The organism is Glycomyces amatae, from assembly GCF_020991375.1.
GTDB lineage: Bacteria > Actinomycetota > Actinomycetes > Mycobacteriales > Micromonosporaceae > Glycomyces > Glycomyces amatae.
The window spans coordinates 479,317-495,876 of sequence record NZ_JAJLQZ010000001.1 but is presented as its reverse complement, the minus strand read 5'-3'; the positions used below and the strand labels follow the sequence as shown (position 1 = coordinate 495,876).

16 protein-coding genes and 1 riboswitch are annotated in these 16,560 nt (G+C 72.5%); of the genes, 7 read left to right on the top strand and 9 right to left on the bottom strand.

Features of this window, described 5'->3' with window-relative positions; translation table 11 throughout:
* Nucleotides 1-21: 21 nt before the first annotated feature.
* Nucleotides 22-2,205: an MMPL family transporter gene (locus LO763_RS02365; protein ID WP_230600254.1), complete on the bottom strand. Its 2,184-nt coding sequence runs from the start codon at nt 2,203-2,205 to the stop codon at nt 22-24.
* A gap of 95 nt (nt 2,206-2,300) precedes the next feature.
* On the opposite strand from LO763_RS02365, the gene LO763_RS02360 reads away from it, so the two are divergent.
* Entirely contained in the window at nt 2,301-2,927 is a 627-nt protein-coding gene (locus LO763_RS02360) for a TetR family transcriptional regulator (protein ID WP_230600252.1), read from the top strand.
* 35 nt (nt 2,928-2,962) lie between these two features.
* Complete coding sequence (locus LO763_RS02355; RefSeq protein WP_230600250.1) at nt 2,963-3,355, top strand: type II toxin-antitoxin system VapB family antitoxin; 393 nt, start codon at nt 2,963-2,965, stop codon at nt 3,353-3,355.
* Here the strand turns inward: LO763_RS02355 and LO763_RS02350 are convergent.
* The 8 genes from LO763_RS02350 to LO763_RS02315 all read right to left on the bottom strand — a co-directional run bounded on the left by LO763_RS02350 (nt 3,336) and on the right by LO763_RS02315 (nt 10,421).
* Nucleotides 3,336-3,749, bottom strand: a complete 414-nt coding sequence (locus LO763_RS02350; RefSeq protein ID WP_230600248.1) for a type II toxin-antitoxin system VapC family toxin — start codon at nt 3,747-3,749, stop codon at nt 3,336-3,338. The two genes, LO763_RS02355 and LO763_RS02350, sit on opposite strands and share 20 nt — an antisense overlap.
* Nucleotides 3,746-3,985: a hypothetical protein gene (locus LO763_RS02345; protein ID WP_230600247.1), complete on the bottom strand. Its 240-nt coding sequence runs from the start codon at nt 3,983-3,985 to the stop codon at nt 3,746-3,748. The genes LO763_RS02350 and LO763_RS02345 overlap by 4 nt, the downstream gene beginning before the upstream one ends.
* Nucleotides 3,986-4,024: 39 nt before the next feature.
* Nucleotides 4,025-4,987, bottom strand: coding sequence for a porphobilinogen synthase (gene hemB, locus LO763_RS02340; RefSeq protein ID WP_230600245.1), 963 nt, complete (start codon nt 4,985-4,987; stop codon nt 4,025-4,027).
* Nucleotides 4,988-5,049: 62 nt separating this feature from the next.
* On the bottom strand, nt 5,050-6,630 hold the full coding sequence (locus LO763_RS02335) for a bifunctional uroporphyrinogen-III C-methyltransferase/uroporphyrinogen-III synthase (protein ID WP_230600243.1): 1,581 nt from the start codon (nt 6,628-6,630) through the stop codon (nt 5,050-5,052).
* A 34-nt stretch (nt 6,631-6,664) separates the two neighbouring features.
* Nucleotides 6,665-7,612, bottom strand: coding sequence for a hydroxymethylbilane synthase (gene hemC / locus LO763_RS02330; RefSeq protein WP_255671518.1), 948 nt, complete (start codon nt 7,610-7,612; stop codon nt 6,665-6,667).
* Between the two features lie 15 nt (nt 7,613-7,627).
* Nucleotides 7,628-9,064 carry a glutamyl-tRNA reductase gene (locus LO763_RS02325; RefSeq protein ID WP_230600239.1) on the bottom strand — a complete coding sequence of 479 codons (1,437 nt, stop codon included), beginning with the start codon at nt 9,062-9,064 and terminating at the stop codon, nt 7,628-7,630.
* Between the two features lie 27 nt (nt 9,065-9,091).
* Nucleotides 9,092-9,835 carry a redox-sensing transcriptional repressor Rex gene (locus LO763_RS02320; RefSeq protein ID WP_230600237.1) on the bottom strand — a complete coding sequence of 248 codons (744 nt, stop codon included), beginning with the start codon at nt 9,833-9,835 and terminating at the stop codon, nt 9,092-9,094.
* Between the two features lie 328 nt (nt 9,836-10,163).
* A complete protein-coding gene (locus tag LO763_RS02315) occupies nt 10,164-10,421 on the bottom strand; it encodes a glutaredoxin family protein (RefSeq protein WP_230600235.1) in 258 nt (85 codons plus the stop codon).
* Nucleotides 10,422-10,806: 385 nt separating this feature from the next.
* Between LO763_RS02315 and LO763_RS02310 the strand changes: the two genes are divergently transcribed.
* From LO763_RS02310 to folP, 5 genes are all read left to right on the top strand, one after another.
* The gene (locus LO763_RS02310; protein WP_255671605.1) at nt 10,807-11,622 is read left to right on the top strand and encodes an ECF subfamily RNA polymerase sigma factor, BldN family; all 816 of its coding nucleotides are present in this window, start codon (nt 10,807-10,809) and stop codon (nt 11,620-11,622) included.
* A gap of 337 nt (nt 11,623-11,959) precedes the next feature.
* Entirely contained in the window at nt 11,960-13,105 is a 1,146-nt protein-coding gene (locus tag LO763_RS02305) for a DUF5667 domain-containing protein (protein ID WP_230600232.1), read from the top strand.
* Nucleotides 13,106-13,401: 296 nt separating this feature from the next.
* Nucleotides 13,402-14,289, top strand: coding sequence for an HAD family hydrolase (locus LO763_RS02300; RefSeq protein ID WP_230600231.1), 888 nt, complete (start codon nt 13,402-13,404; stop codon nt 14,287-14,289).
* A gap of 6 nt (nt 14,290-14,295) precedes the next feature.
* Nucleotides 14,296-15,384, top strand: a complete 1,089-nt coding sequence (locus tag LO763_RS02295; protein WP_230600229.1) for a hypothetical protein — start codon at nt 14,296-14,298, stop codon at nt 15,382-15,384.
* Nucleotides 15,385-15,491: 107 nt separating this feature from the next.
* Nucleotides 15,492-16,289, top strand: a complete 798-nt coding sequence (folP, locus tag LO763_RS02290; RefSeq protein WP_255671603.1) for a dihydropteroate synthase — start codon at nt 15,492-15,494, stop codon at nt 16,287-16,289.
* A 143-nt stretch (nt 16,290-16,432) separates the two neighbouring features.
* A riboswitch (SAM riboswitch) is annotated at nt 16,433-16,549 on the top strand.
* The last annotated feature ends 11 nt before the right edge of the window (nt 16,550-16,560 follow it).

Genomic DNA, 16,560 nt, shown 5'->3' with positions numbered 1-16,560 from the left:
ATCCCTTGCGGGACCGGGGCGTCAGCTCTCGCGCAGGCCGATGCGCTCGTGCAGGCGGCGCAGCGGCGCCGGGGCCCACCAGTTGACGCGGCCCGTGAGGCGCATCAGCGACGGCAGCAGGACCCCGCGGATCACGGTGGCGTCCACGGCGACCGCGAGGGCCATGCCGATGCCGAGCATCTGGAGCAGCACCACGTCGCCGGTGGCGTAGACCGCGAAGGTGAACGCCAGGACCAGGGCCGCGGCCGTCACGAGCGGGGCCGACCGCTGGAGGCCGACCGCGATCGAGCCGAACCGGTCGCCGGTGCGGTCGTACTCCTCCTTGATGCGGGCGAGCATGAAGATCTCGTAGTCCATCGACAGGCCGTAGGCGACGCAGAACATGAGGATGGGGACGCTGAGCTCGAACGAGCCCTGGGGCGTGAAGCCGATCAGGCCCGAGAGGTTCCCGTCCTGGAAGATCCAGACGAGGGCGCCGAACATGGCCGACAGGGACAGTGCGTTGAGGAGGGTGGCCTTGACGGGGGCGACGACGCTGCCGGTCATGAGGAACAGGATCACGAAGGTGACCAGGACGATCAGGCCGAGGATCAGCGGGAGCCGGTCGAGCAGCGCCTCGCGGAAGTCGGCGAGGTCGGCGGGGTAGCCCGAGACCGAGACGGCGAACGGCGCCTCGACGGCGCGGACCTCGCCGACGAGGGCGTAGGGGTCGCCGCGCATGGCGTCGACGGTGGGGACCGCCGAGAGCCACGTGCCCTCGCCGTCCCAGGCGAAGCGCCCGGCGTCGCCGGGGGCGACGGCGGCGCCGTCGACGAACCGCCCCGCGGCGGAGTCGACCTGCGCGATGCCGTCCACCAGCGACAGGTCGGCGGCGTAGGCGGCGAGCCCGGCCTCGTCGGCGCCGTCGACGAGCACCAGCATCGCGTCGGTCGCCTCGTCGGCGAAGCCGGCGGTGACCTGGTCGGTGACGATCCGGCTCTCGGCGTCCTCGGGGAGGGAGCGCTCGTCGGGCACGCCGAAGCGGACGCCGGTGAGCGGCGAGGCCAGCGTCAGGACCAGCAGGAGCGCGGCGGTGCCCCACAGGACCGGGCGGCGCATGACCGCGGTCGCCAGGCGGAACCAGCGGCCCCGCTCCAGCGGCCGCGCGGGGCGGCGGAGTTCCACCTTGCGCCCCCAGACGGCGAGGGCCGCGGGGAGGACCACGACCGCGCCGAGGACGGCCGCGAGGGGGACGACGATCCCGGCGTACCCGAAGGAGCGCAGGAACGGGAACGGCATGAGCAGCAGCACCGACAGGCTCGCGGCGACGGTGACGGCGCTGAAGACGACGGTGCGCCCGGCGCTGGCGACGGTGCGCGCGACCGCCTCGGCGCGGTCGTGCAGGGCGGACTCCTCGCGGAAGCGGTTGACGATGAACAGGCAGTAGTCCACGGCCAGGCCCATGCTCATCACCAGGATGAGGTTCGCGGCGAACGTGGAGACCTCGGTCGCGGCGGCGACGAACCGCATGGCGGCCAAGGAGACCGCGAGCGCGAACAGGCCGGTGCCGACGGTGAGGAACGCGGCGGCGGGGCGCCGGTAGAGGACGACGAGGAGGATCAGGAGGCCGGGGATGACGATGAGCTCGGCGAGCAGGAAGTCCTCGCGGGCGATCTGGGCGACCTCGCGGAACAGCTCGTCGGAGCCGCCGACGGCGACGGCGACCGCGCCGCCGTCGCGGGTGAAGGCCGCTTTCAGTTCGGGCAGGACCGCTTCGCGCACGAAGGTGACGTCGCCGGGGACGTGGGCGGTGACGAGCGCCTGGGAGCCGTCCTCGCTGCGGAGCGAGGGCGAGGCGGTGTCCCAGTAGGCGTCGACGCGGCCGACCTGGTCGTGGGCGGCGAGTTCGGCGGCGAGGGCGGCCCCGGCGGCGGCGCTGGCGGCGGAGTCGACGTCGCCGTCGGCGGCGGTGACCAGCAGCAGGAAGTTCGCCGAGCCGATGTCGAAGCGCTCCTCGAGCTCGTCGCCGGTGACGATCGACTCCGATCCGGGGGCCTCGTAGCGGGAGAGGACGAGGGCGTTCATGGTGCCCGAGCCGATGAGGGCGGCGGCGACGAGGATGAGCAGCGAGGCCAGGAGCACCGGGCGCCTGCGGCGGTGGGTGAAGCGGCCGAGGCGGAGCATGGCCCCCTCGGGCGGGGCGAGCGGAGGAGCGGTGGAGGTCATGGGGTCTCCCGACCGGCGTAGACTGGAATACGAGTGAGCGCTCGTAAATAAAAATACGAGTGATTGCTCGTATTCACAAGACCGAAGGGTGCCCAGTGACCGACGACACGGCGAAACCGGTGCGCAGACGCCAGGCCCGCGGCGAGAAGCGCATGGCCGAACTGCTGGACGCGGCGGCGGCGGTCTTCGCGGAGCAGGGGTACGCGAAGGCGAGCACGAACGCGATAGCGGCGGCCGCCGGGGCGTCGCCGGGGACGCTGTACCAGTTCTTCAGGAACAAGGAGCAGATCGCCGAGGCGCTGACGGCGCGGTACCTGGAAAGGCTGCGGGCGGCGCACGGGGAGGCGTTCGACCTGGCGGTGGCCGAGCTGCCGATGGAGGCGATGCTCGACCGGATCATCGACCCGGTGGTGGCCTTCGACCGGGCGAACCCGGGCTTCTACGCGCTGCTGTCGGACCCGCACCTGTCGAAGGAGCTGGCGAGCGCGAAGCGGCCCGCGCAGAAGGTGATGTTCGAGCAGCTCGACAAGATCCTGGAGCGCAGGGCCCCCGACCTGCCGCCCGAAAAGCGGACGCGCACCGCCGAAGTGGCGGTCCACCTGTTCAGGGGCCTGCTCCCGATGATCATGGCCGCAAGCGAAACCGAGCTCCCGGCCGTGGTCACCGAGACGAAAGCGGCGCTCCGCGCCTACCTCGCCACGGCCACCGACGCGAGTTCCTGACGGAATCCGGCCGCCGCGCCCTCGAAAATGTAGGTATGCCAGACCTCGAAATCATCGGCGTTTCCGAAGCGACGCTTGCCCTCCTGCGCGACCGGGCCTCCGCACGCAGCCAGCCCCTGGAGGAGTATCTCCGCGAACTGCTGGAGCGGGAAGCCCGCACTATGGTCCGTGAACAAGCTGCGCGAACACCTCACGGCGCTGAACGAGCGAAGGCTGCCTTGGCAAGACTGCGGCGAATGGCAGACGAAGGCCTACTCGATTTCGACCGGATGGTGGACCTCAACAAGTCGGTCGACGACGGCCTGCTGCGATACGCCATGAAGGTGCTGGACGTCGACTCCCGGACCGAGGCGATCAACCGAGCGCTTGAGGAGGCCGTCGTGGCGCGCGGGGCCGAGCAGTACCGCGTCACGGACCAGGAGGCGTGAGGAATCGGCACCGCGGCCCATTGCTACGAGTCAACCTGAGATCGGCGGTCAGCAGCGGCGCTTGTCGCCATTCAGCGACCGCGATATAGGAGGCGTCGTAGGCGGTCACGCTACCGCGCAACTCCCACACGCGGTTGGCGAGCACGGAGAACGGCTCGCAGTAGATCTTCATGGCGAGCAGATCGCGATATCCGACGCTGGCGGTGGTCTCGTCGATCGTTCCCTTCCGCGACTCGCGGCGGAGAATGTTGGCCGTCTCGTAGTACAGCATCTCAGGGGCGAACAGGCGCTTCCCCAAAACCTGCTTGGCGACCCATTCCCCGCGCTCACCCCCGGCGATGAGCAGTGCCGCGATGGCAGATGCGTCGACGACCAGATTCTCGCCGTCGGTCATCGGCGGTCCGCGTCCCGGGACTCGAGGATGTCTTCAATGGTCACACTCGAGTTCGAAGCGCGAACACGCTCGCGAGCACGTTCGACGACCAGATCGAGAGGCGGGTGCGCAACGATGCCTTCGATCTGGCCAAGCATGAACTCCTGCAACGACTGGCGTTCGCGAGCCGCCCGCGCTGCGAGTTCGGCACGCCACTCTTCGGGAACATGCCTGATCGTCATACTGACTTCGCTCATGCTTGCATTATAGCAGCGCTGAATGCGTAATGGTTTCATTCAACGGAGGAGGGCCGCCGCGTCCAGGGCCGTGTATGTGGCGATGATTCCTGCACCTGCCCTTTTGATGCTGGTGAGGGACTCCAGGATCGCCGCTTCCCTGTCGATCCAGCCCTTCTCGGCCGCCGCCATGAGCTGCGCGTACTCGCCTGAGATGTGGTAGGCCGCAACGGGGACGGGGCTGCGCTCGGCCGCCGCCCGCACGATGTCCAGGTACGGCAGCGCGGGCTTCACCATCACGATGTCGGCGCCCTGCTCGATGTCGAGGTCGATCTCCAGCAGCGCCTCGGTCGCGTTCGGCGCGTCCTGCTGGTAGGTGCGCCGGTCCCCCTTGAGCTGGGAGTCCACCGCCTCGCGGAACGGGCCGTAGAACGCGCTCGCGTACTTCGCGGCGTAGGCGAGCAGGCCCGTGTCGGTGTGCCCGGCCTCGTCGAGAGCCGTTCGGACGTAACCGATCTGGCCGTCCATCATGCCCGAGGCGCCCAGCAGGTCCGCGCCCGACTCGGCGAGGGCCAGGCCCATCTCGGCGTAGCGCGCCAGGGTCGCGTCGTTGTCCACAGTGCCGTCCTCGCGCAGGACGCCGCAGTGGCCGTGGTCGGTGAACTCGTCCAGGCACAGGTCCGGGATCACCACGAGGTCGTCGCCGATCTCCTCGCGGATCGCCCGCGTGGTGCGGTTGAGGATGCCCTCGGGGTCCGTCGCGGCCGACCCGACCGCGTCGCGCGCCTCCGGGACGCCGAACGGCATGAGCCCGCCGATGCCCGCGCGCGCCGCCTCGACCGCGAGCTTGCGCGCCGAGTCGACGGTGTGCTGGTAGACCCCCGGCATCGAACCGATCTCCACCGGCTCGTGCAGGCCCTCCTTGACGAAGAGCGGCAGCACCAGGTCGGCGGGGTGGACGCGGGTCTCGGCCACGAGACGGCGAAGGGCCGCAGTGCGGCGCAGCCTCCGAGGTCGGATCACCGGGAAATCGGAGCTGTTCGGCACTGCGGCCTCCTCTGGTAAAAAGCGGGGACTTCCGGTCTCTAGCGGAACCTGAGGGCCGTGGGGCCCTGCACCTTCTGTCCGCGGCGGGTCTTGATCGGGCCCTCCGCCAGGCGCTGCTTGAGCTCCGTGGCGTACTCGGCGAGGGCCTCGATGAGGTCGGGCACCGAGGCGTTCTCGGGCTTGGCGTCCACGCGCAGCCCGAACTCGGTGGCGGTGTCGGCGGTCGCCGGGCCGATGCAGGCCACGACCGTGCGCTGGTGCGGCTTCCCGGCGATGCCCACGAGGTTGCGCACCGTCGAGGACGAGGTGAACAGGACCGCGTCGAACCCGCCGGACTTGATCGCGTCGCGGATGTCGGCGGCCGGCGGCGAGGCGCGCACGGTGCGGTAGGCGGTGACGTCGTCGACCTCCCAGCCGCGCTCGGTCAGGCCCTGCACGAGCGTCTCGGTCGCGATGTCGGCGCGCGGCAGCAGCACCCGGCCGACCATGTCGAGGATCGGGTCGTGCGGCGGGAAGACCTCGAGCAGGCCCTCCGAGGACTGCTGCCCGGTCGGGAGCAGCTCGGGCTCGATGCCGAACTCGCGCACCGCGTTCGCGGTCGCCTCGCCGATGCAGGCGATGCGCAGGCCGCCGAAGGCGCGGGCGTCGAGGCCGTGCTCCTTGAACTTCTCCCAGATGGCCTTCACCGAGTTCTGGCTGGTGAAGACGATCCACGCGTAGCGGCCGTCGACCAGGCCCTTGATGGCCCGCTCCATCTGGGCGGGCGTGCGCGGCGGCTCGACGGCGATGGTCGGGACCTCGCACGGGATCGCGCCGTAGGCCCGCAGCCGCTCGGACATGACCCCGGCCTGCTCCTTGGTGCGCGGGATGAGGACCTTCCAGCCGTACAGCGGGCGCCCCTCCCACCAGGCCAGCTCGTGGCGGTCGTCGACGCCGGGGCCGATGGTGAGCACGACCTGCCCGGCGTAGCCGAGGGCCGCCTCCACGAACGTGTCCACCGAGGAGGTCGTGGTGTACTCGGTCTCGCCGGTCGCGTCCCCGGTGACGGCCACGGCGGTCTCGCCGGAGACGCCGCCCGCGAGCAGGATGTCGCGGAGGCTGGAGAGGTCGGAGACGTCCGCGGTGACGGTGAGGGAGCCGCGCTTGATCGCGTCGGCGATCATGAGCGGCTCGACCGCGGCGATGTCGTCGATGTCGATGACCGTGCGGATCTCCCCGGGCGGCATCCCCGCGTAGACCGCGACGGCCTGCGCGTGGCTCATGCCCGGGATGACCTCGAAGCGGGCCCGCTCGGCCGAGGCGGCCTTGATCTCGGCCTTGGCCAGGCGGTTCGGGTAGGCGTCGCCGACGACGAGGCGCGTGACGTGCTCGCCCTCGCGGGCGGCGGCGGCCATGAGCTTGCCCTGGTCGCTCGGGGAGGACTCGATCAGCTTGAGCCTGGTCTCGTCGCCCGCGAGCTCCTTGGCGGCCTCGACGAGCGACTGCGGCAGCGACCGGTCGTAGTAGATCCGGTCGGCCTCGGTGATCGCGTCGAGGGCGCGCTTGGTCAGCAGTCCCGGGTCGCCTGGGCCGGTCCCGACGAAACGCACGCGGCCCACCGGCTTACGGGCACTGGTCATGTTCTCTCCATAGCAGTCGTCTAGCGCTTGCGGCTTATTTCAATAGTTGCTCGGCACCCGCTTCGAGCAGGTCCTCGGCGAGCGCCCGGCCCGCGGCGGCGGCCTGCTCGGCCAGTTCGTCGCCGCCCGCGTCGCGAAGGGCGGCGGTGGTGGAGAGCCGTTCGACGACGGAGCCGTCCACCGCGCCGACGGCCCCACGCAGATACAGGTCGACCTCACCGGGCTCGGCGCCCTCGGCGATGTCGGCGAGCGCGGCGACGGGAGCGCTGCACCCGGCTTCGAGCCGTTGCAGAAGTGCGCGTTCGGCGGCGACCGCGGCCTGCGAGTACCGGTCGTTGAGCTTACTTGAGATCAGCGCAGATGTCATGTCGGCTTTGCGGCATTCGACCGCCAATGCACCTTGTGCGGGAGCGGGAAGCATCACCAAAGGGTCCAGGTACTCAGTGACTTCACCCTCCCGGCCGACCCGCTTGAGCCCGGCCGCGGCGAGGACCACCCCGTCGAGGTCCTTGCCGACCCGGCCGATGCGGGTGTCGACGTTGCCGCGGATCGGCACGCACTCGAAGCCGCGCCCCAGGGCGTTCAGCTGCGCCATGCGCCGGGGCGAACCGGTGCCGATGCGGGCGCCGGGCCCCAGGTCGGCGAGGGTGCGGCCGCCGGAGGCGACGAGCACGTCGCGCGGGTCCTCGCGCGCGGGGACGCCGATCGCGAAGCGCTCGGGCTGGGCGGTCGGCAGGTCCTTGTACGAGTGGACCGCCAGGTCGATCTCCTCGCGGTCCATGGCGTCGCGCAGCTGGTTGACGAAGACGCCGACGCCGAGCTCCGCGACGGGCACGGTCGTCCCGTCCCCTGTGGTCTTGATCTCTACGAGCTCGACCCCCTCCCCCGTGAGGCGGGTGATCGCGTCCGCGACCATCCCGCTCTGGGCGAGCGCGAGCTTCGATCCCCTGGTCCCGATTCGGATCACAGGTGTTCCCTTCATAAGGCACAGGCCTTCTTAGGGCCGAGAGGGCGCCAGCCCTCCCGGCTGCGTTGGGGCGGCGGACGAGGAGTCGGCGTCCAGCGGGCACGCCTCGGCGGCCGGCCGGTGGGCGGCCGCGGCCTCGGCGGCCGGCTCGGGACTGATCTTCAGCGCCTCGGCCAGGTCAGCGCCCTCGGCCGCGGCCACGGCGTCGAGGGCGAACAGGTCCCGCAGGGCGCGGGCGTAGTCGGGCGCGCCGGGCTGGCCGGCGAGCTCGCGGACGCGGACCGTCGGCTCGTGGAGGAGCCGCTGGACCACGCGGTGGACGGTGCGGGCGACCTCGGCGCGCTGGTCGTCGGTGAAGTCGCCGCGGCGGGCGACGCGGGCGAGCTCGGCGTCGACGATGTCGGCGGCCGCCGACCGCAGGGCGGCGACGGTGGGGGTGACGGCGTCGGCGCGCAGCGCCTCGTTGTAGGCCTCGACCTCCTCGGCGAGGAGGGCCTCGACGGCGGCGAGGGTCTCGGCGGCGGCCCCGGCGGCCCCGGCGCGCTGGATCTCGGCGATGCCGATGACGCCGACCCCGGGCAGGTCCGCGACGTCGTCGGCGACGTCCTTGGGCAGCGCGAGGTCGCAGACGACGAGCGGCCCGGTGCGGCCCTCCAGGTGGGCGGCGCGCAGGACCGGCTCGGTCGAGGCGGTCGCGCACACCAGCAGGTCGACGCCGGCGGCGAGGGAGGCGAGGTCGTGGTAGTCGGCGGCCTCGGCGCCCCACTCGGCGGCGAGGCGCTCGGCCTTGCCGCGGTCGCGGTTGGCGACCTTCAAGGCGGTGACGCCCGCGCGGGCGAGGGTCGCGGTGGCGAGGCCGCCCATGGCCCCGGCGCCGACGACGGCGGCGCGGGCCCCGGACAGGCCGGCGACGCCGGCCCGGTCGAGCTCGCGCTCGGCGAGGCCCAGGGCGGCGGTGACGACCGAGGGCGCGGCGGCGTCGACGTCGGTCTCGGCGTGGACGCGCTTGCCCACGCGCAGGGCCTGCTGGAACAGCTCGTGCAGGTGGCGCCCGACCTGGTCGGCCTCGCGCGCGCGGTCGTAGGCGTCGCGCAGCTGGCCCAGGATCTGGGGCTCCCCGGCGACCATCGAGTCGAGCCCGGCGGCGACGCGGAAGGCGTGGGCGACCGCGTCGGCGCCGTGGCGCACGTAGCCGAAGGAGGCGAAGTCGAGCGCGGCCTGGCGGTCGGTGAGCCCCCAGGCCCGGTGGAGCTCGTCGACGATCGCGCCCAGGCCCCCGTGGAAGGTGGCGGCGGTGGCGTAGACCTCGACGCGGTTGCAGGTCGAGAGCACCACCGCCTCGCGGACCTCGCCGCCGCGCAGCAGGGCGCGGGCGAGGTGCCCGGCGGCCTCGGGGCCGACCGCCAGCCGTTCCAGGGTCTCGACCGCGGCACTGCGATGCGAGATGCCGACTACCAGGAGGTTCACTTCACCGTTCCCGTCTCTTGGCCTTGTTCATTTACGTCTCCGCAAGCGGTGGTCGCGGTCGACCGCCGCTTGCTGGGCGTCGGGCCGGCCGAGCGTCTTGTGGTGTTCGTGGAAGGAGAGGATCTGCAGCTCGACGGCCAGGTCGACCTTGCGGACCGCCACGCCCTGCGGCACGGCGAGCACGCACGGCGCGAAATTGAGAATGCTTGTGACACCAGCATCTACGAGGAGGTCGGCCACGTGTTGGGCGGCCGCGCCGGGTGTGGCGATGACCCCTATGCTGATGCCTTCGTCACGTACGGCCCGCGCCAGGAGCGCCACGTCGCGCACCCGGATGCCGTCGAGATCCCTCCCTATGATGCCCGGGTCGGCGTCGAAGAGGCCAACGATGTCGAAGCCGCGCTCGGAGAAGCCGGGGTAGCGGGCGAGGGCCTGTCCCAGGTGCCCCAGGCCGATGATGGCGACGCGGGAGTCCTTCGTGAGTCCCAGCACACCGGCGATGTAGGCGGCGAGGGCGGCCACGTTGTAGCCGACGCCGCGCATCCCCGAGGCCCCCAGCTGCGAGAGGTCCTTGCGGAGCATCGCGGAGTTGACGCCGGTGGCGGCCGCGAGGGTCTCGGAGGAGACGGTCTCGACCCCGGCCTCGGAGAGGGTGCCGAGCGCGCGCAGGTACTCGGGGAGGCGCCGGACGGTGGCCGCCGGCAGGTCGGCGGCCGTCGCGGGCGCGCCCGGGGGGACCTCGCGGTCAGTGCCTTCACCGGTGGTCGTCAATGGTGGAACTCCAGGTCCGCAGATGCCGCGCCGTTCACCGGCGCGCCACTCAGCTTAAGAGGTGGGCGGCGGAGCGGCTCGCACAGGCGGCGCTAACCGGGCGGCGGCGGAGACGACTCGGCGGCTCGCGGGGCCGGTGCGGTACACCCCCGTATCACTGGGCAGGGCCCAGCTGTACCGATGTTCCGGTGATCCCGGCGAGCCGCCGTCGGGATCGAGTTTGCCCTAAAAATACGAAGATGACCGTTAACCGCGGTTTTTCTGCGTGTCGTGTCGCGCGCGCCGTGTCGTGCAGGGCGCGCCGGGCGCACGGTTCGGCGAGGAGCGGTCACCTGATCGAGGGGTCATGCGGGGCGGCGAGGTCGCGCTTGAGGCGCGGCACGTCCACGTCCCAGTAGCCGTGCTCGCGGCCGTCGAGGAGCACGACGGGGAGCCGGTCGCCGTATTCGCGCGACAACGCGGCGTCGTCGGCGACGTCGACCTCCGTCCACGCCGCGCCCGTCTCCCGGGCCACCCGGTCGAGGTCGGCGCGCGCCGCCTCGCAGAGGTGGCACTCCTTTGTAGTCAGCAGCGTCAGCCTGTTCACCCTGCTCCCTCGCGTCACCGGAAGATCGCACAACTTGTGCGACACCCTCCGTCATTCCTCGATCACTATTGATTCGGAACGGGTCCGCGAGCGCGGACCTCCGAATATATGGGGAGGTAATGGTGGGATTCCGCCCCCGGAACGAAGGGTACGCCGGCGCACCGAGCGAGCGCCGACATCGATCCGGCCGAAGCCGTCACCGAGTGCGACACGCCGATCGCAAATCCGCGAGGGAAGCCGTCCTGATTTCTAGACTCAGGCGGGTCAGTCCCTGCGGGACCCGATCGCATGACTCGGCCCGACCCCTCAGACGAGGAGGCCACTAGTGCCCGGTATCGCACCGAACTCGACCGGCCGGCTTCTCGGCTCGCAAGCGTCGCCAAGCCTGCTCGCCGGCCGGTACTCGGTACAGCTCACGTCAGATTTCGCCCCCTTCCCGACCGGAGGCGCCCTCGCCGAGGCGCTCTCCCGGCTCCCGACCCCGACCTTCGAACGGCTCAGGCAGGCCGTGTGGACGGTCCTGAGCCTCGACACCGGCACCGCCGAGCAGCGCCAGGTGCGGCCCGGCCCCGAGGCCGCGGGCGCCGGCGCGGCCGGCCTGCGCGGCGCCCCCGAGCAGTCCGGCGGCGACCAGGTCGACGGCGACGAGGTCGCCGACCTGGTGGCGCGCGCGCAGGACGGCGACCCGGGCGCGTTCGGGGAGATCTACGACCGCTACTCGGAGACGGTGTACCGCTACATCTACTTCCGGGTCAACAACGCCCAGCTCGCCGAGGACCTCGCGTCCGAGACGTTCCTGCGGGCCCTGCGGCGCATCTCCAGCTTCAGCTGGCAGGGCCGGGCCTTCGGCGCCTGGCTGGTGACGATCGCACGGAACCTGGTGGTGGACCACTTCAAGTCCGGCCGCTACCGGCTCGAGATCGTCAAGCCCGACGTCCTGGGCGCCGACGCCCAGGACTCCGACCCGACCACCTCTCCCGAGACCGCCGCGCTGGAGAAGCTCACCAACGCCACCCTCCTCACCGCGGTCAAGAAGCTCAACCCCGACCAGCAGGAGTGCATCGTCCTGCGGTTCCTCCAGGGGTTCACCGTCGCCGAGACGGCCCGCACCATGGGCAAGAACGAGGGCGCGGTGAAGGCGCTGCAGTACCGCGCCGTGCGCACCCTCGCCCGGCTGCTGCCGGAGGGCTTCCGAGGCTGAGGCCCTTGCCCCCCTTGTTCCCTACGACCCTTCCCGGCGGCACAGGCCGCCGCCGGGGATCCGACAAGAACCCGTCCAGGATCGGCCTCGCGGGGCTCCCGCCCCGCGAGCGGCGATCACCGGTCCCCCGGGGGTCCTCCCCGAGGATCGGCACTGCCAGGTCAGGGCCGCCCGCCGGCCCGATACCGCCGCGAGACCCCACCGCGACGAGGCCCGAGTGGTCCGCGTCGCAAGGTTCGCGGCGAACCGTAACCTCAGGGGCTACTCGTGCGTTGTTCTCAGTACAGGAGCAGGATCCATGCAGTGAGAGGGGGTGTGCCCGGTGACAATCAATCCCATGGAGCGCCGACGCGCGGAGGAATTCGCGCGGCTGCTTGACGCAGGCGGTTCCACCCTCCCTCACACGCACCGCAGCGTCGACGCATCGGGCGGCTCAGCGGAAGCGTTCGCCGAACTCGTCGGGGTGTCCGACCGGCTCGGCGGACTCGGCGAGCAGCTCGCGGCCGCCAGCAGGCCGTCGCGCGAATGGCACGACGCCACCCGGAGGCGGCTCATGGCCGTCGCCGCGGAGGAGGGCATCGGCGTGACCGCCCGGCACCGGGCCAGCGCCGCGGTGCCCGAGCCGAAGCGCGCGCCCGTCCTGGACGACATGTTCCCGCGCCGCCCCCGCGGCGGCAGGCGCCTCGCGATCGTCGCGGCGCTGCTGACGGGCACCGTCGCCATATCCGGGGTCTCCGCGGCCTCGGGCGACGCGCTGCCGGGCGAGACGCTGTACGACTTCAAGCGCTCCACCGAGCGGGCGCAGCTCGCCTTGGCGGGCAACGACCTCGGCAAGGCGCAGCTGTACCTGGAGTTCGCGCGCACCCGCATCGAGGAGGCCGCCGCGGTCAGCGGCGACGACGAGGCGGTCGCCAGCGCGCTGAACGACGCCGCCTCGGAGCTGCGCAGCGGCGCGAAGCTGCTGGGCGAGCTCGCGGTCGCGGACGAGGACCCGGCCCCGCTGGACTATGTGGACCTGTTCACCAACGAGCACCGGTGGGTGCTCGAGGAACTGGTGAGCGGCCTCGACGGCGAGGCGCAGGCGTCCGGTGAGGCGCTGGTGGCCGTCCTCGAGGCGGCCGCGGCGCGGTCGGTGGAGCTGCGCGGGGCGCTGGACTGCACCGACCCGGGCGGCGCGAGCGACGAGCTGGGACCGGTTCCCGGCGCGTGCGCGCAGAACACGGTCGACACGACGGCCCCGGCCGAGCCGGGCAGCTCCTCCGACGACGCCGAGGACGGCGGCCCGGAGAGCGGCGGCGAGACGGCGCCCGAGCCGGGCGGCGAGGACGCCGCGAGCGCCCCGGACGAGGCGGACCCGCCGTCCGCGGACCCGCTCACCGACGCCGTCACCGACCCGGTGACGGGCGGAGAGACCGCCGAGGAGGACGAGGGCGGCGACGTCCTCGGCGAACTGACCGGGATCGTCTCGGGCCTGTTCGACTGAACCGCCGGTACGACTGAACCGCCGGTACGACCGAATCCCTGTGAACGGCTGCATCCGTCCACGACCGGGCCGCCGGTCGGACCCGGCGCCCGGCTCCGGTTCGACCGGACCGGGACCGGTGCGGAGCACGGGCCGGGAAGCCCCGCGGCTTCCCGGCCCGCCGCCGCGTCCGGGGACCGAACCGCACTTCCGGTGCCGGAGCGGCACATCCGACGTAACTGGGCCCACACTGGAAATTTACCGAGCTCCCGTCCTGGCGTTAGAGGCCGTCTGCCTGAGGCTTGTAGGCTTTTAGGGTGTCAGAGATCGAGGCTTCCTCCACCGCCTCCGCCACGCCCCGTTCAGCTGCTGTGCGGGTCGGCGGCAGCGCCCGCGCCCACTCCGTCGTCGTCGAGCCGCGCATCGACGACGACGCCGCCCACGTCCCCTCCGCGGCGTTCTTCGACGTCGACAACACCCTCATGCACGGGGCCTCCGCGTACTGGCTCGCCCGCGCCCTCGCCAAGTACGGCGTGCTCTCCGCCCGCCACATCCTCAACTTCGCCTGGAAGCAGGCCCGGTTCAAGTTCCAGGGCGGCGAGCGCCACGGCGAGATCTCCTCGGTGAAGTCCTCCGCGCTCGAGCTCGTCGCCGGGTTCCCGGTCGACGAGATGCGCACCCTGTGCGAGGAGGTCGTCGACCGCGACATCTCGCCGCGCATCCTCGCGCCCGTCCGCCGCCTGGCCGAACGCCACCTCGAGTCGGACCAGGAGGTCTGGCTCGTCACCGCCAGCCCCGTCGAGCTCGCCGAGGTCATCGCCGCGCGCCTGGGCCTGACCGGCGCGCTCGGCACCATCGCCGAGATCGAGGAAGGCTGCTACACCGGCCGCCTCGTCGGCGACCTCATGCACGGCCCCGCGAAGGCCGACGGCATCGCCCAGCTCGCGGCCGAGCGCGGCCTGGACCTGGAGCAGTGCACGGCCTACTCGGACTCGGCGAACGACCTGCCGATGCTGCGCAAGGTCGGCCGCGCCATCGCGGTCAACCCGGACGCGCGCCTGGCCCGCCAGGCCCGCCACCACGGCTGGCCGGTCCTGGACTACCGGCGCGGCCGCCGCGCCGCGAAGCTGGCGCTGCCGACGGCGGCCGCCGCGGGCGTGGGCGCCGGACTGTTCTACCTGTACAAGTCCCGCGACCGCGACTAGCGGCGGATGGACACCGCGCAGCGGCTCACCCTCGCCGGGACGGCGGTGCTCGCCGTCGCCTGGCTCGCCTGGCCCTCCCCCGAGCGGCCCGAGACCGCCGCCGCCCCCGAGGCCCCGCCGACGGTGTGGGAGACCTGGGACGCCGAGCCGGCCGACTGGCCCGGGCAGGTCGGCGGGCGCGCGTGGACGCCGCTGCTGGGCCTCGACGGCGACACGCCGGCGATGCTCGGCACCGACGAGGCCGGGAGCCTGCTGTACGTGGCGCAGGACGAGGACGGCGGCACCGCGGTCACGCCGGTGGCCGAGCCGGGCTCGGTCCCGGGGGTCGTCGCGGCCGCCGCCACCGATGAGCGCTTCGCCTGGATCGCGTCGGTCCCCGACGACCGGGGCCGGGTCGTGTCGCAGCTGTGGACGGCCGAGCGCGGCCCCGACGGCGCCCCCGGCGCGGCGTCGCTGCTGACCGCCGACACCGGCGACGTCATCGCCTCCGGCGGCGCCTACGACCTCCAGTTCGCGGCCGAGGGCCTGCACTGGCTGTCGACCGCCCGCAGCGACGCGCTCGTCACCGAGCACCGGTCGATCGGCGTGGACGGCGGCGAGGTTGAGGTCGTCGGGCACGCGGGCGCGTGGCAGGCCGCCGCGTGGCCGTGGCTGGCCAGCGCCGGCTCCGATTCGCTGGGCGGGGCGCAGCTGGTGCGCACCGACACGGGCGCGGGCGTCAAGGTGTTCGCCGGGGCCGACGAGCTGACGCTGTGCTCGGCGGCGTGGTGCCGCCTGGTCGTGAACGCCGAGGACGGAGCGCGGATCGACCTCGTCCGTCCGGACGGGACGGACCGGGTCACCGTCGCGGAGGGCTTCACGTCGGCCGTGTCCCCCGATGTGGGACTCATCGACCGGTTCGAGCCGCTCGCCGAGCGCGCGGCCGCGGCCGGGGACGGGACCGTCGTGACGCTGTTCGACCTCGAGGCGGGGACGGACTACCTGGTGGCCTCGGCCGCGGGCCGGACCGGGGCGGACGACCGGCGGCTGTGGTGGTCGACCGGGACGGACGAACTGCTGGTGTGGCACGTGCTGGACCTCACGGACCTGGCTTGATGCGAGGCGTTCACGCGCCCGGCGCGGGTAACGTCGATCCCGTGACCGAGCCGCGAGATTCCGCCCAGGCGCCGCCCGACGGGCCGGGCCCCGCAGCGCCGCAGATCATGGGCGTCCTCAATGTCACGCCCGACTCCTTCTCGGACGGCGGGCGCTACCTCGACTTCGACGACGCGGTGGCGCACGGCGAGCAGATGGGCGCCGAGGGCGCGGACCTGATCGACGTCGGCGGCGAGTCGACCCGGCCGGGGGCCGAGCGGGTGGACGCGGCCACCGAGACCGCGCGCGTGGTCGACGTGGTGGCCGCGCTGGCCGAACGCGGACTCGCCGTCTCGATCGACACGACCAGGGCCGCGGTCGCGGCCGCGGCGATCGGGGCCGGGGCGAGCGTCGTCAACGACGTCTCGGGCGGCCTGGCGGACCCGGACATGGCGCGGGTCGTGGCCGACACGGGCGTGCACTGGGTGCTCATGCACTGGCGGGACCACTCGGCGGACATGCAGCGGCTGGCGCACTACGACAACGTGGTCGCCGACGTCAAGGCCGAGCTGGAGGACCGGGTCGAGGCCGCGCTGGACTCCGGGGTGGAGCGCGAGCGGCTGATCCTGGACCCCGGGCTCGGGTTCGCGAAGTCGGCCGAGCACAACTGGCGGCTCTCGGCGCACCTGGAGGAGTTCACGGCGCTGGGCTTCCCGGTGCTGTTCGGCTCCTCGCGCAAGTCGTACCTCGGCAGGCTCCTGGCCGACGAGAGCGGCAAGCCGCGCCCGGTGGGGCAGCGGGAGGCGGCGACGCTGGCGACCTCGCTGCTGGCGTTCGAGGCGGGCGTGTGGGGCGTGCGGGTGCACGACGTGGCGGGGACGGCGGACGCGCGCGCGGTGTGGCTGGCGACGGCGTCCGCGCGCTGACGGATCACCGACAGACAACGATCGATTCACGCCCCGGTGCGGGCGTGACCTGGCAGAGCACGGAGTCCCGGAGCCCGGCGCCGTCTCGAAACCTGGAACGCCAGTTGCGGTTGCACCTGGCACACCCGTAGCATTCGGCTCGTACTTCATCCAGAGCAGCTGAGGGGTCCGGCCCTGCGACGCTGCGGCAACCACCGGCTCGCCTTCGAGGCCGAGCGGCAGGTGCCAATTCCGGCCCGCTCTCGCGGGGAAGATGAGGGAGGAGCCTTCT

Coding starts and splice junctions, on each gene's coding strand:
- LO763_RS02365 (WP_230600254.1), bottom strand. CDS start 2,205: ATGACCTCCACCGCTCCTCCGCTCGCCCCGCCCGAGGGGGCCATGCTC.
- LO763_RS02355 (WP_230600250.1), top strand. CDS start 2,963: ATGCCAGACCTCGAAATCATCGGCGTTTCCGAAGCGACGCTTGCCCTC.
- LO763_RS02350 (WP_230600248.1), bottom strand. CDS start 3,749: ATGACCGACGGCGAGAATCTGGTCGTCGACGCATCTGCCATCGCGGCA.
- LO763_RS02345 (WP_230600247.1), bottom strand. CDS start 3,985: ATGAGCGAAGTCAGTATGACGATCAGGCATGTTCCCGAAGAGTGGCGT.
- LO763_RS02335 (WP_230600243.1), bottom strand. CDS start 6,630: ATGACCAGTGCCCGTAAGCCGGTGGGCCGCGTGCGTTTCGTCGGGACC.
- hemC (WP_255671518.1), bottom strand. CDS start 7,612: ATGAAGGGAACACCTGTGATCCGAATCGGGACCAGGGGATCGAAGCTC.
- LO763_RS02305 (WP_230600232.1), top strand. CDS start 11,960: ATGGAGCGCCGACGCGCGGAGGAATTCGCGCGGCTGCTTGACGCAGGC.
- LO763_RS02295 (WP_230600229.1), top strand. CDS start 14,296: ATGGACACCGCGCAGCGGCTCACCCTCGCCGGGACGGCGGTGCTCGCC.
- folP (WP_255671603.1), top strand. CDS start 15,492: ATGGGCGTCCTCAATGTCACGCCCGACTCCTTCTCGGACGGCGGGCGC.